Raw genomic sequence first — 12,713 nt, 5'->3', positions numbered from 1 at the left:
AGCAACCGCAAATCCTGGTAAAGGAGCAGCCTATGGCTACCGTTAAAGTCGATACCTCCAACTTCGCTGCCGAAGTCCTGCAGTCCGCCGAGCCCGTCGTTGTTGATTTCTGGGCCGAATGGTGCGGTCCGTGCAAGATGATCGCTCCGGCTCTCGAAGAACTCGCAGTGCAGTTCGAAGGCAAGGTCAAGGTCGCCAAGCTCAATATCGACGAAAACCCGGAACTGGCGGCACAGTTCGGCGTTCGCTCGATCCCGACGCTTGCCATGTTCAAGGGTGGCGAAGTTGCTGACATCAAGGTCGGCGCCGCTCCCAAGACGGCCCTGCAGAACTGGATCTCCAGCGCATCTTGATCTCGGTATCGATCGCATGAAAAAAGCCCGACTCGACCGGGCTTTTTTATTGATCTCGATTTGGCTTACCGGGGCGGAGTGCCATTGTCGGCAAGCACATCGCCAACCAGATAGAGGGAGCCGCCGATCAGGATGCGCGGAGGTAGCGAGGCTGGCGCCGCGATGGCGTTGATCGCATCCAGCGCCTCGCCGACATCAGACATCGGTTCGGCCACCAGGCCGGCATCATAGGCGGCATTGGCCAGAATAACCGGATCGATCATGGCATCGCTGCCGCGGATCGGTACGCAATAGACCTTCTCGGCAAGACCGGCGAAGGCCTTGAAATAGCCTATCGGATCCTTGGTGTTGATCATGCCGATGATCAGGAATAGCGGCCGCGGCTGGCGCTCCTCGAAATTGGCCATGGCCTCGGCAATGACTTCGCCGGCGCCGGAATTATGGCCGCCATCGACCCAGATCTCCGCCCCTTCGGGCGCGTGTGGCAGCAGATTGCCTTCCGTCAGCCGCTGCAGGCGGCCAGGCCATTCGACCGAGGTCATCGCCTTTTCCATCATCGCTTCAGTGACGATGAAACCGGCAGCCTTGACGGCGCGGATGGCGGCAGCGGCATTGCCATACTGGTGACGGCCCGGCAGGCGCGGCAGTGGCAGGTCGGCCAAGCCGAATTCGTCCTGATAGACCAGCTTGCCATATTCCTCGTGGGCTGAAAAATCCTGACCGAAAATAGCGGTCGGGCAGCGAAGCCGCTCGGCCGTCGAGATCAGCACATCGAGCGCGGCATCGTATTCCTGATGGCCGATGACGACCGGATGGCCCGACTTCATGATGCCGGCCTTCTCGGCGGCGATCAGCTCGACGCGGTCGCCGAGATAGGGCTGGTGATCGAGCGAAATCGGCATGACGACCGAGACGGCCGGATCGGAAATAACGTTGGTGGCATCGAAGCGACCGCCAAGGCCGACTTCGATGACGGCGGCATCGGCTGAGTGTTCAGCGAAGAGAAGGAAGGTTGCAGCCGTCAGGATTTCGAAGACGGTAATCTTCTGGCCGGCATTGGCAGCACCGATGCGGCGCAGCGCATCGGCAAAGACAGCATCGTCGACGAGTTGACCACGGCCACCCTTGACGCCCATGCGGTAACGCTCGTGCCAGTTCACAAGATGCGGCGAAGTATGGACATGCACGCTGTAGCCGCCGGCCTCTAGCAGGGCGCGGCAAAAAGCTGTGACCGATCCCTTGCCGTTGGTGCCGGCGACATGGATCACCGGCGGCAGCTTCCTGTGAGGATTGCCGAGGATATCGAGCAGCCGGGTTATTCTCTCCAAGGAGAGATCAAAACCCTTGGGGTGCAACTCCAAGAGTTTCTCGATTTCCCGTGCCGCTTCGCTTTTTGCGGATTGATCCATAGCCGTCATCCCGCACCTCCGCCTTTTGGCTATCTAGAGCGTTTCCGCTCTTCTTCAAATCGCGAAATGCTCAGCCTCTTGGTTTCACGCAATTCCGAACGGGAAACCGCTACGCACTTTTCCTGGAAATGCTCTGTGATATCAGGCCTTCGCCGCTACCGGCAATGCGGCGCCGTTCTTGCTCTTGGCGGACACATCGTTTGCCGGCGCCTTGGTCAGGATCTTGAGAAGCGTAGCGAGAGTATCAGGAATGTCGTGCCGCTTCACAACCATATCGACCATGCCGTGCTCCAGCAGATATTCGGAGGTCTGGAAGCCTTCCGGCAGCTTTTCGCGCAGCGTCTGCTCGATAACACGCTTGCCGGCAAAGCCGATCTCCGCACCCGGCTCGGCCATGTGGATGTCGCCAAGCATGGCGTAGGATGCGGTAACGCCACCGGTGGTTGGGTTGGTCAGAACCACGATATAGGGCTGGCCAGCTTCCTTCAGCAGGTCGACGGCAACCGTCGTGCGTGGCAGCTGCATCAGCGACAGGATGCCTTCCTGCATGCGTGCACCACCCGAGGCCGGGAACATGACCAGCGGGCACTTCTCTGCAATCGCGCGCTCGAAGGCCTTCACGATGGCCTCGCCGGCCGCCATGCCGAGCGAGCCGCCGATGAAGTTGAATTCATGGACGACAGCCACGAGCTTCACGCCGCGAACCTTGCCGAGGCCAGCAAGAACCGTGTCTTCCTGCTCGGTCTTCAGGCGGCTGTCCTTCAGACGATCGCTGTATTTCTTCGAATCGCGGAACTTCAGTGGGTCCTGCGCCACTTTCGGCTGCGGCAGGGCTTCGTATTCACCCTTGTCGAAGAGATCGACAAGGCGTGCCTTGGCCGGCATCTTCATATGGAAGCCGGAGGCAGGAATGACCCACTTGTTGTCTTCCAGATCCTTGTGGAAGACCATCTCGCCCGTCTCGGGGCACTTGATCCAGAGATTTTCCGGAACCTCGCGACGGCCCAGCATGGAATTGATCCGCGGGCGGACGTAGTTCGTGATCCAGTTCAATTCGAAACTCCTAATCGACCGAATTATTCGATATCCTAGTCGCCACCAAATGCCCATAGGGCTCTTCCTCAATCCGCGAGGGATTGGGAAAAGGCCTATATGGGAAAACTATTCGGCGGCAACAAGGCGCGCTGAGCGCGTTCCTGTCGACAGGCCGCGCACAAGCGTGGCAACGGCCTGGATGGTATCTGAGGTCGCCTTGCCATCCTTGGTAAGGCTGGTGGCGATCTGGTTGACGATGGCGGTGCCGACGACGACGCCGTCAGCCGAAGCGCCGATCAGCTTGGCGTGCTCGGCCGTCTTGACGCCGAAGCCGACGCAAACCGGCAGCTCCGTGTGCTCCTTGATGCGCTTGACGGCGCCCGAGACCAGCGACGGATCCGGCAGGGCCGAACCGGTGATGCCGTTCATCGAGACGTAATAGACGAAGCCGGTCGTGTTCTTCAGAACCGTCGGCAGGCGCTTTTCATCGGTGGTCGGCGTTGCCAGGCGGATGAAGTTGATCCCCTTGCGGATGGCCGGAATGCAAAGCTCGTCATCCATTTCCGGCGGCAGGTCGACGACGATCAGGCCGTCGATGCCGGCGGCGATCGCATCGTCGAGAAATTTTTCAACGCCGTAAATGTAGATGGGATTGTAGTAGCCCATCATCACGATCGGGGTATCCGCATCCGTCTTGCGGAAGTCGGTGGCGAGCTGCAGCGTCTTCTTCAGCGTCTGGCCGGCCTTCAGGGCGCGCTGGCCGGCAAGCTGGATCGCCGGGCCGTCGGCCATGGGATCGGAAAAGGGCATGCCAAGTTCGATGACGTCGGCGCCGGCTTCCGGCAGCGCCTTCATGATGCCGAGCGAGGTCTCGTAGTCGGGATCGCCGCCCATGAAATAGGTGACGAGTGCCGGGCGGCCTTCAGCCTTCAGAGCGGCGAAGCGTTTGTCCATACGTGCGGTCATGGCGTCTAACTCACATTCCCAGAATCTTGCCGACGGTGAAGATGTCCTTGTCGCCGCGGCCGGAGAGGTTCATCAAGATGATCTCTTCCTTGCCCATCTTCGGGGCACGCTTGATCACTTCGGCGAGCGCATGGCTCGGCTCGAGCGCCGGAATGATGCCTTCGAGGCGCGTCAGCGTCTGGAAGGCATCCAGTGCCTCATGGTCCATGATCGGAACATATTCAGCGCGGCCGATATCGTTCAGCCAGGAATGTTCCGGACCGATGCCGGGATAGTCGAGGCCAGCCGAGATCGAATGACCTTCCTTGATCTGGCCGTCGCCATCCTGCAGCAGATAGGTGCGGTTGCCATGCAGCACGCCGGGCGAACCGGCGGTGATGGAGGCACAGTGCTCGTCGCCCTCAAGACCCTTGCCGCCGGCCTCGACGCCGACGATCTTGACGCCTTCGTCATCGAGGAAGGGATGGAAGATGCCGATGGCATTCGAACCACCGCCGACAGCCGCAACGACGAGATCCGGCAGGCGGCCTTCGGCCTCCAGGATCTGCGCGCGGGCTTCGGTGCCGATCACGGCCTGGAAATCGCGGACCATTTCCGGATAGGGATGCGGGCCGGCAGCCGTGCCGATCAGGTAATAGGTGTCGTCGACATTAGTGACCCAGTCGCGAAGGGCCTCGTTCATCGCGTCCTTCAGCGTGCCGCTGCCTGCGGTCACCGGGATAACCTCGGCACCCAGCAGCTTCATGCGGAAGACGTTCGGCGCCTGGCGCTCGACATCGGTCGCGCCCATGTAGACGACGCAAGGCAGGCCGAAGCGGGCAGCAACGGTCGCCGAGGCAACCCCATGCTGACCAGCGCCGGTTTCGGCGATGATGCGGGTCTTGCCCATACGCTTGGCGAGCAGGATCTGGCCGATGCAATTGTTGATCTTGTGCGAACCGGTGTGGTTCAGCTCTTCGCGCTTGAAATAGATCTTCGCGCCGCCGAGTTCGGCCGTCAGGCGCTCGGCGAAATAAAGCGGGCTCGGGCGGCCGATATAATGCGTGCCAAGAGACTTCAGCTCTGCCTGGAAGGCCGGATCGTCCTTCGCCTTCGCCCATTCCTCCTGCAGATCCAGGATCAGCGGCATGAGCGTTTCGGCAACGAAACGACCACCGTAAATGCCGAAACGGCCGTCCTCATCGGGACCGGAGCGGAAGGAATTGGGTTTAGGCGTCTGGTTCACTTTCTACTCCCTGCTGCCGGTTCCGGCAGACATGCTTCTGCAAAAGCGTCGAAAAATTGGTCGATCTTGCCCAAATCCTTCACACCCGGCGCGCTTTCGACGGCGGAGGAAAGATCGATGCCTGTGGCCTTGGTGGATGCCAGCGCGCGGGCGACATTGTCCTTGTTGACACCGCCCGACAGCATGTAATCCACCCGATCGTCGAGCCAGCTCATCAGGCCCCAATCGAAGGACACGCCGTTTCCGCCCGGCAGATCAGAGCCGGCGGGCGGCTTGGCGTCGAACAGGAAGCGGTCGGCAATGCCGATATAGGATTCCACCCGCTTCAGATCGTCGGCATCGCGCACCGACATGGCCTTCATCACGGGGACATTATAGACCGCTTTGATCGTCAGAACACGCTCCGGGCTTTCATTGCCATGGAGCTGCAAAATGTCCGGCCGCACCAGCGACATGATCTCATCGAGATCGTCATTGCTGGGATTGACCGTGACGGCAACGACCTTCGCCTTGCCGCGAGCACGCTCGGCCAGCAGGCCGGCCATGTCGGGCTCAATATAGCGCGGACTCTTTTCGAAGAAGATAAAGCCGATATGGGTAGCGCCGCGCTCGAGAGCACGATCCACCGCTTCCGGCGTCTTCAGACCACAAATTTTGACATCGGGGTTCATGGCAGCGGAGTGACACGAAAATTGGAAAGAGTCGAGCCTAAAGGCGACGTTGGCGGGATTTTTGCGAGGCTCCAGGACCATTGCGTATGAAATAAAAAGTGCCCCTCACCCCAGCCCTCTCCTCGTCCTGGCGGTGAGAGGGGGCGACAGCGCCAAACTCCTTTGCCCCGCATGCGGGGAGAAGGTGGACTGGAACGGTTGAGCGAAGGGAAACTGTGAGTGGACGGATGAGGGGCTCGCCCATCCCTGGCATTGCCCTAAACACACCTCCCCACTTCCTCCAGAGGAATGTCCGCTCAATCAAAATCGATCGCGTGAAGCTGGCTGCCGTGGCGTTTCAGCCAGGCTTTGGCTTCGTCCATATCGGGGCAGAGTTTGAGGCAGAGCGCCCAGAAGCGCGGGCCGTGGTTCATCTCGCGCAAATGCGCGACTTCGTGGGCAGCGAGATAGTCGATGACCAGCGGCGGCGCCATGACGATGCGCCAGGAAAAGCTGAGGTTACCCTGGGAAGAACAGGAGCCCCAGCGGCTGCGGGTATCCTTCATGGTGATGGAGGAGACAGTCGCGCGGATGGTCCTGGCGTGCATTGCGACGTATCTTTCCAGATCGGCGCGGGCCTCCTTTTTCAAAAAGGTGGCGATGCGGCGGCCAGCATGTTCGGGCATGCCGCTGACGCGCAGCACCGGTCGGCCATCGACGATGACGGCTTCGGTGAGGCCGCGCAGAGTGCCGGTATGCTCGATGTGGTGGCGCACGCCGCGCAGGAGAATTTCACTGCCGCCGCGCAGGCTGTTATCCGCCGTGAATTTCGCGAGCTTAGTCAGAAGCCAGCCCTGATGCCGGTCGAGGAAGGCATTGACTTCGCGGGCAGAAAGGCCGCGCGGAACAGTCATCTTCAGCGCCTTGCCGCCGGGCTCGATCCTGAGTGTAATGCGGGTCGCCCGCTCATGCTGGCGGATCGTCAGCGGCATCAGCCGGCCGGCGACGTCAAGGGTACGTGTTTCCTGCGCAGGCGGCTTGGCTTGCGGTTTGCGGGATCTGGAGAGCAGCGGAAACATGAAGGCAGTTTTATATGATTCGCGGGAGGATCTGGCAAAGAAAAACCGGCACCCCATGATGCCGGTTTCGACTATATGATGCGGTTGCTCTCAAAGCCCATCACGGTGTCTGGAATTCGGTCGGCGAGCCACCATTGTCATTGCGCTTGACGCTGTTGCGTTCGCGCATGAAACGGTCAAACTCTTCCTGATCCTTGGCGCGGCGCAGTTCGCGAGCATAGGCGTCGAAGTCGGCGCGCATTTCGTCCAGCTTGCGGCGTTCCTGCTCGAGGCGCTCAAGCTCTGCCCGGCGCCAGTCGTCGAAGGCGACGTTGCCGGTGGAATAGGAATGGCGATGACGATTGCGATAACGTCCGCAGCCAGCAAACATGCCGTCGGTCCTTTCGTTTACATCCCGTTTGAATTCCCGCAAACGTTCCCCGAAGAGAATGTAGGCGAGCATGGCGAAGCCGAGCGGCCAGAAGACCACGAAGCCTAGCACCATCAGGGCAATAGTAGCCGGAGTCCAATCCGGGCGAAGCAATGCAGATTGGTTCATTGTCAGGTATCCTCGCGCGGCGCATCGCCCTTCGACCGATACCGATCGATGGAAAGGTTTCTGCGCGTTTTCTAAAGCTCTACCTGCATCTCAGCGCGTTCCAAGGACGCGCGGCGCGGTAAACGGCCCGATCTCTGCGGTACCGCTGGAATCGAGATGGTAACCTCTTCGTGAGGCTTCAATGGATCGCCTGGCGGAATCCGACAAGTGCTTGAATCCGGCGGAATAATTCAACAAAAGCTAATATTTTGCTGTTCGGACACGGCTGCAAGTTGCAGCCAACTCCGAATCAATTCATCTATCTGATTTTATTGATGTTTATGCCGATTTCCCGCCTTTGATGACACGCTTGACGACCGGACGGCCGGTGCGGGCATGTTCACGCGTGAAGGCCAGGATGCGCGGCGCGATCTCGCGGCGGAAGCGCGAGCCGTTGAAGACGCCGTAGTGGCCGACATCCGGCTGCAAATAGTGCATGCGCATATGGTCGGGGATATTGGTGCAGATGGTCTGCGCGGCATGCGTCTGGCCAACGCCGGAGATATCGTCGTTTTCGCCTTCGACGGTCAAAAGCGCGACGTTTCGGATGGCCGAGGGGTCGACGCGCTGGCCGCGATGCATGAGCTCGCCCTGGGGCAGCGCATGCTTGATGAAGACCTGATCGACCGTCTGCAGATAGAATTCCGCTGTCAGGTCCATGACAGCAAGATACTCATCGTAGAAATCCCGGTGCTTTTCGGCCGGCTCGCCATCATTCTTGACGAGATGCACGAAGAAATCCTTGTGCGCGATCATGTGCCGGTCGAGATTCATCGACATGAAGCCGGAAAGCTGCAGGAAACCGGGATAGACCGGACGCATGAAGCCGGGCTGCGGCCACGGCACATTCATGACGACGTTGTCGGCAAACCATTCCAGCGGCTTGTCCTTGGCGAGCTGGTTGACGGCAGTCGGATTGATGCGGGTATCGATGGGGCCTCCCATCAACGTCATCGATGAGGGCGCCAGCCGGTCGCCGGTCGCTTCCATGACGGCGGCTGCCGCCAGAACCGGCACCGAGGGCTGACAGACGGCGACGACATGCGTATCCGGCCCGAGGTGATGCAGCATCTCGATGACGTAATCGATATAATCCTCGAGATCGAAGGTGCCCTCGGTCATCGGCACCATACGGGCATCGATCCAATCGGTGATGTAGACATCGGCGCCCGGTAGCAGAGCTTCCACCGTGCCGCGCAGCAGCGTGGCGTAGTGGCCCGACATCGGCGCGACGATTAATATACGCGGATCGGCGGCATGGCCTGCCGGCATGCTGCGCTCGAAACGGATGAGATTGCAGAAGGGCTTCTTCCAGACGATCTTTTCGTACACGGACACCGGCTTGCCATTGATCACCGTCTCATGCAGCCCGAATTCCGGCTTGCCGTAGCGCCGGGTGGTGCGCTCGAAGACCTCCAGGCTTGCCGTCAGCGTACGGCCAAAGGCCGTGTGCGAGAGAGGATTGAGGGGATTGGCATAGGCCAGGCGCATCATATCGGCCGCAACGCGAAAAGGCGCGAGAGCCGCATGATTGAGTTCGTAAAACTGATAAAACATGGGGGCTTTACCTTTCGTGATGCGGGCACCAGCAGCCTCGCAAATCACCTGATCAATAAAACGCACGCGCCTTGCGTGTCGCTTGCCTTCGCCGAGGCGCTCCTCCGGTCGCGCCGTGCAGCAGGATGATCGCGGCTCCTCGGGCGCAATCTTCATCCTTTAAGCTCTTACTATCCAGCCTAACAGCTTTTTGCTGCAGAGCAACATAACCGCGGCCGGTTCTTGCGATAAAAGATGCCGGAGAATCGCTTCTCCGGCATCAACATTGATCTCAAAAAGTTAAAGTTCCTGAGCCTGCACGCCTTAGGCGTCGGCGAGGAAGGTCTGCTTCTGGGTGCCGAGGCCTTCCATGCCAAGCTCGACGACATCGCCCGGCTTCAGGTACTGCGGCGGCTTCATGCCCATGCCGACGCCGGGAGGCGTGCCGGTGGAGATGACATCGCCCGGATGCAGCGACATGAACTGGCTGAGGTAAGAGACGAGGAAGGCAACGCCATAGACCATGGTCTTGGTCGAGCCATTCTGCATCGTCTTGCCGTTGACCTTCAGCCACATGCCGAGGTTCTGCGGATCGGCGATTTCGTCCTTGGTGACGAGCCAGGGGCCGATCGGGCCAAAGGTGTCGCAGGACTTGCCCTTGGTCCACTGCCCGGAACGCTCGGTCTGGAAGGCGCGCTCGGAAACGTCGTGGGAGACACAGTAACCGGCGACGTAATCGAGCGCATCGGCTTCGCTCACATATTTTGCCGTCTTGCCGATGACGACGCCGAGTTCGACTTCCCAGTCGGTCTTTTCAGAGCCGCGCGGAATCAAGACGTTGTCGTTCGGACCGACGATGGCAGAGCTTGCCTTCATGAAGATGATCGGCTCCGGCGGCACGGTGGCGCCGGTTTCGGCGGCGTGGTCGGAGAAATTCAGGCCGATGCAGATGAACTTGCCAGTGCCGGCAACGCAAGCGCCGAGACGGCCTTCCGGCAGCTCGGGCAGGCTCTTCGGATCGAGGGCTGCGATCTTCGCGAGACCGGCAGGCGTGATAGCCTCGCCGCCGATATCGGCAACATGAGCGGAGAGATCGCGGATCTTGCCGTCGCTATCCAGAAGCGCCGGCTTTTCCTTGCCGACTTCGCCAACACGCAACAGTTTCATGGATTTTCCTTCCCTGCATTTTCAAAGACGAGATTGCTTTCAAAGCCAAGATTGATGGCATCACATATGAACGAATTATTCACCAGTGTCATCAAGCGATTTCAAGAAGCATAGCATGTCCAGCGTTCCCGCGCCGGAACAACAGTTTCTCTAGGAGGTAGGCAACGATCTGGCGATTTCGAGGATGACGTTGAACGCTGTGTCGATGTCGTCGGCCGTCGCTTCGAACTGACCGGCCTGGAAACGAATGACGAGACGACCGCCGACGCGGGTCTGCGTCAGGTAGATGCGGCCGTCATTATTGATTGCCGTGATCAGGCGCTGGGTATGCTCCTCCTGCACGACGCCCGCGGGTGCCTTGTGATCGAAAGAGAACAGCGACAGGAATGGCTGGGTGACGATCTCGAAATCCGGTTCCTGCGCGAGGCGCTTAGCCAGATTCTGCGACCAGGTGACGTGATTGCGGATCATCGTCCGCAGCCCTTCGAGCCCGTGATAGCGCAGCAGGAACCAGAGTTTGAGCGCACGGAAACGGCGACCAAGCGGCACAGACCATTCCGAATAGTTGATGATGCCATCGTGACCGTGGGTGCGCAGATATTCCGGCTGGATCGCTAGGGTCCTCACCAGAGCATCCGGTTCGCGGACGAACTGGACCGAGCAATCGAACTGTGCGCCAAGCCACTTATGCGGATTGAAGACGACGGAATCGGCCTGTTCGATACCCTGCCAGAGCATGCGAAATTCCGGGCAGATCATTGCAGAGCCCGCCCATGCGGCATCCACATGCACATAGAGACCGTTTGCATGGGCAACTTCCACGACGGCGGCGATGTCATCGCAAGCACCAACGCTGGTGCCCCCGACGCAGGCAATCACGCCAGCCGGCAACAAACCGGCGGCGCGGTCCCGCTCTATCGCGGCGGCAAGCGCTCGCGGGTCCATGGCATTGTTCGGACCGCTCGAGGGGATGCGAACGAGATTTTCAGCGCCGACGCCTGATATCCAGATGGCGCGATCGATCGAGGTGTGAACCTGATCGGTGGAATAGATCCGCACGGTCTTGTTGGCGACAAGCCCACGGCTGTTCCCCTGCCAGCCAAGCGCCTTCTCGCGCATGACAAGCACTGCCGCAAGAGTTGCCGTCGACGCAGAATCCTGTATGACGCCGGTAAAGCTTTCCGGCAGGCCAAGCGCTTGGCGCAGCCAGTCGACCACCTTGGTTTCAAGCTCGGTGGCGGAGGGCGATGTCTGCCAGAGCATGCATTGGGCGGCGATGGCGCTGACCAGATATTCGGCGACCACGGAGACCGGCGCTGCATTGGCAGGGAAATAGGCAAAGAAGCGCGGATGCTGCCAATGCGTCATCCCGGGAACGAGGATATCCTCAAAATCCTTGAAGATATCCTCCATGGCTTCGCCTGATTCCGGTGGAGAATCAGCAATATGCGCCGATATTTCGCCCGGCGCCATCTTGGCTCGTACCGGCCTGTCGCGAAGCGAGGCGCGATAGTCCGCACCCCAGTTTGCCGCCTTCTCCGACCATTGCCGGAACTCTTCCCAATTCATGACGGTCCTCCCCCGCTTTGTCGATTGAGGCGGACCTTAGACCGGTTTTGGCATAGGGTCGAGTATCAGAAAAGCTCGTCGAGAGCGGGCCCAAGCGGTACGATACCGCTCGGATTGAGCGTCGCTATCGAGTAATATCCGCGCTTTATGTGATCAAAATTGACCGTCTCCGAAATACCCGGCCAATCCAGCATGCGACGGCAGAAGGACTGGAGATTGGCATAGTCCGACAGGCGGCGGAGATTGCACTTGAACAGGCCATGATAGGCGACGTCGAAGCGAACGAGGGTGACGAACAGCCGGATATCGCTTTCCGTGGGATGGTCGGCAAAGAGGAAATCCCTGCCTTCCAGCTCCGTCTCGACCCGATCGAGGCAATCGAACACCTGGTTGAAGGCTTCCTCATAGGCAATCTGCGTTGTCGCAAAGCCGGCACGATAGACGCCATTGTTAAGGGCGGGATAGATCCGGGCGTTGAAGCTGTCGATATCATCCCGTTCGGCTGCCGGGTAAAGATCGATGTCGTGGCGGGCGAGATCGCCGAAACCGTCATTCAGCATCCGCAGGATATCGGATGACTCGTTGTTGACGATGGTGCCGGTCTGCTTGTCCCAAAGCACGGGCACGGTGGCGCGGCCGGTGAAGGCGGGATCCGCCCTGGTGTAAATCTCGTGCATATAGGTGACGCCATTCACGGCGTCATTCGTGGCGCCGGGATAATCACCGAAACGCCAGCCCTGCTTGGAGAGCACGGGCTCGACGACGGAAACGGAAATGGCCTCTTCCAAGCCCTTCAGCTTACGGCCAATCAGCGTGCGCGATGCCCACGGGCAGATCAGCGCGACATAAAGGTGATAGCGGCCGGCTTCCGCCTTGAAGCCACCCTCGCCTGTCGGGCCAGCTCGGCCATCGGGCGTGACCCAATTGCGAAAGCTCGAGGTTTGGCGGACGAAGCCGCCCTTTTCATCCTTGGCCTGGATCGGCTGCCAATCTTCCGTCCATTTTCCGTTCACCAGCAAAGCTCAGTCTCCACGCGCGCGTTTCTTGTTGAGCCACAGCATAGCGGAACAGAATTTCACTGGAATAACGCAAACTTGAAACAGACTGTCTACCTGGCGCATGCAGATGCGGCTATGTATGAAAACCT

12 protein-coding genes are annotated in these 12,713 nt (G+C 59.8%); 1 reads left to right on the top strand and 11 read right to left on the bottom strand.

What is annotated here, in order from left to right; all coding sequences use genetic code 11:
* The first annotated feature begins 32 nt into the window (after positions 1–32).
* Positions 33–353 carry a thioredoxin gene (gene trxA / locus QD461_RS15790; RefSeq protein ID WP_047633967.1) on the top strand — a complete coding sequence of 107 codons (321 nt, stop codon included), beginning with the start codon at positions 33–35 and terminating at the stop codon, positions 351–353.
* Between the two features lie 65 nt (positions 354–418).
* Here the strand turns inward: trxA and QD461_RS15785 are convergent, their stop codons facing one another.
* From QD461_RS15785 to QD461_RS15735, 11 genes are all read right to left on the bottom strand, one after another.
* The gene (locus QD461_RS15785) at positions 419–1,771 is read right to left on the bottom strand and encodes a bifunctional folylpolyglutamate synthase/dihydrofolate synthase (protein WP_414088563.1); all 1,353 of its coding nucleotides are present in this window, start codon (positions 1,769–1,771) and stop codon (positions 419–421) included.
* 132 nt (positions 1,772–1,903) lie between these two features.
* Positions 1,904–2,815: an acetyl-CoA carboxylase, carboxyltransferase subunit beta gene (gene accD, locus QD461_RS15780; protein WP_414088562.1), complete on the bottom strand. Its 912-nt coding sequence runs from the start codon at positions 2,813–2,815 to the stop codon at positions 1,904–1,906.
* Positions 2,816–2,923: 108 nt separating this feature from the next.
* Positions 2,924–3,763 carry a tryptophan synthase subunit alpha gene (gene trpA, locus QD461_RS15775; RefSeq protein WP_414088561.1) on the bottom strand — a complete coding sequence of 280 codons (840 nt, stop codon included), beginning with the start codon at positions 3,761–3,763 and terminating at the stop codon, positions 2,924–2,926.
* 10 nt (positions 3,764–3,773) lie between these two features.
* Positions 3,774–4,988, bottom strand: a complete 1,215-nt coding sequence (gene trpB, locus QD461_RS15770; RefSeq protein WP_414088560.1) for a tryptophan synthase subunit beta — start codon at positions 4,986–4,988, stop codon at positions 3,774–3,776.
* Positions 4,985–5,659 carry a phosphoribosylanthranilate isomerase gene (locus QD461_RS15765; RefSeq protein ID WP_414088559.1) on the bottom strand — a complete coding sequence of 225 codons (675 nt, stop codon included), beginning with the start codon at positions 5,657–5,659 and terminating at the stop codon, positions 4,985–4,987. The genes trpB and QD461_RS15765 overlap by 4 nt, the downstream gene beginning before the upstream one ends.
* A 296-nt stretch (positions 5,660–5,955) precedes the next feature.
* Positions 5,956–6,717 (bottom strand): M48 family metallopeptidase, encoded by a 762-nt coding sequence (locus tag QD461_RS15760; RefSeq protein WP_414088558.1) that lies wholly within the window; start codon positions 6,715–6,717, stop codon positions 5,956–5,958.
* Positions 6,718–6,817: 100 nt separating this feature from the next.
* Positions 6,818–7,255 (bottom strand): DUF2852 domain-containing protein, encoded by a 438-nt coding sequence (locus tag QD461_RS15755; RefSeq protein ID WP_414088557.1) that lies wholly within the window; start codon positions 7,253–7,255, stop codon positions 6,818–6,820.
* A 318-nt stretch (positions 7,256–7,573) separates the two neighbouring features.
* Positions 7,574–8,851 (bottom strand): polyhydroxyalkanoate depolymerase, encoded by a 1,278-nt coding sequence (locus tag QD461_RS15750; RefSeq protein ID WP_414088555.1) that lies wholly within the window; start codon positions 8,849–8,851, stop codon positions 7,574–7,576.
* A gap of 303 nt (positions 8,852–9,154) precedes the next feature.
* Positions 9,155–9,997 (bottom strand): fumarylacetoacetate hydrolase family protein, encoded by an 843-nt coding sequence (locus QD461_RS15745; RefSeq protein ID WP_414088554.1) that lies wholly within the window; start codon positions 9,995–9,997, stop codon positions 9,155–9,157.
* 150 nt (positions 9,998–10,147) lie between these two features.
* A complete protein-coding gene (locus tag QD461_RS15740; RefSeq protein ID WP_414088553.1) occupies positions 10,148–11,566 on the bottom strand; it encodes a pyridoxal phosphate-dependent decarboxylase family protein in 1,419 nt (472 codons plus the stop codon).
* A gap of 65 nt (positions 11,567–11,631) precedes the next feature.
* Positions 11,632–12,585 carry a glutathione S-transferase family protein gene (locus QD461_RS15735; protein ID WP_414088552.1) on the bottom strand — a complete coding sequence of 318 codons (954 nt, stop codon included), beginning with the start codon at positions 12,583–12,585 and terminating at the stop codon, positions 11,632–11,634.
* Positions 12,586–12,713 lie beyond the last annotated feature (128 nt).

The sequence above is a fragment of the Rhizobium sp. BR 314 genome, from assembly GCF_047445805.1.
GTDB classification, from domain to species: Bacteria; Pseudomonadota; Alphaproteobacteria; order Rhizobiales; family Rhizobiaceae; genus Rhizobium; species Rhizobium lusitanum_B.
The sequence above is the reverse complement of the archived record's forward strand: the minus strand, read 5'-3'. Positions and strand labels throughout refer to the sequence as shown.

What these genes read in the sequence shown, in the direction of transcription:
- trxA (WP_047633967.1), top strand. Translation starts at nt 33, where the DNA reads ATGGCTACCGTTAAAGTCGATACCTCCAACTTCGCTGCCGAAGTCCTG.
- QD461_RS15785 (WP_414088563.1), bottom strand. Translation starts at nt 1,771, where the DNA reads ATGACGGCTATGGATCAATCCGCAAAAAGCGAAGCGGCACGGGAAATC.
- trpA (WP_414088561.1), bottom strand. Translation starts at nt 3,763, where the DNA reads ATGACCGCACGTATGGACAAACGCTTCGCCGCTCTGAAGGCTGAAGGC.
- QD461_RS15765 (WP_414088559.1), bottom strand. Translation starts at nt 5,659, where the DNA reads ATGAACCCCGATGTCAAAATTTGTGGTCTGAAGACGCCGGAAGCGGTG.
- QD461_RS15760 (WP_414088558.1), bottom strand. Translation starts at nt 6,717, where the DNA reads ATGTTTCCGCTGCTCTCCAGATCCCGCAAACCGCAAGCCAAGCCGCCT.
- QD461_RS15755 (WP_414088557.1), bottom strand. Translation starts at nt 7,255, where the DNA reads ATGAACCAATCTGCATTGCTTCGCCCGGATTGGACTCCGGCTACTATT.
- QD461_RS15750 (WP_414088555.1), bottom strand. Translation starts at nt 8,851, where the DNA reads ATGTTTTATCAGTTTTACGAACTCAATCATGCGGCTCTCGCGCCTTTT.
- QD461_RS15745 (WP_414088554.1), bottom strand. Translation starts at nt 9,997, where the DNA reads ATGAAACTGTTGCGTGTTGGCGAAGTCGGCAAGGAAAAGCCGGCGCTT.
- QD461_RS15740 (WP_414088553.1), bottom strand. Translation starts at nt 11,566, where the DNA reads ATGAATTGGGAAGAGTTCCGGCAATGGTCGGAGAAGGCGGCAAACTGG.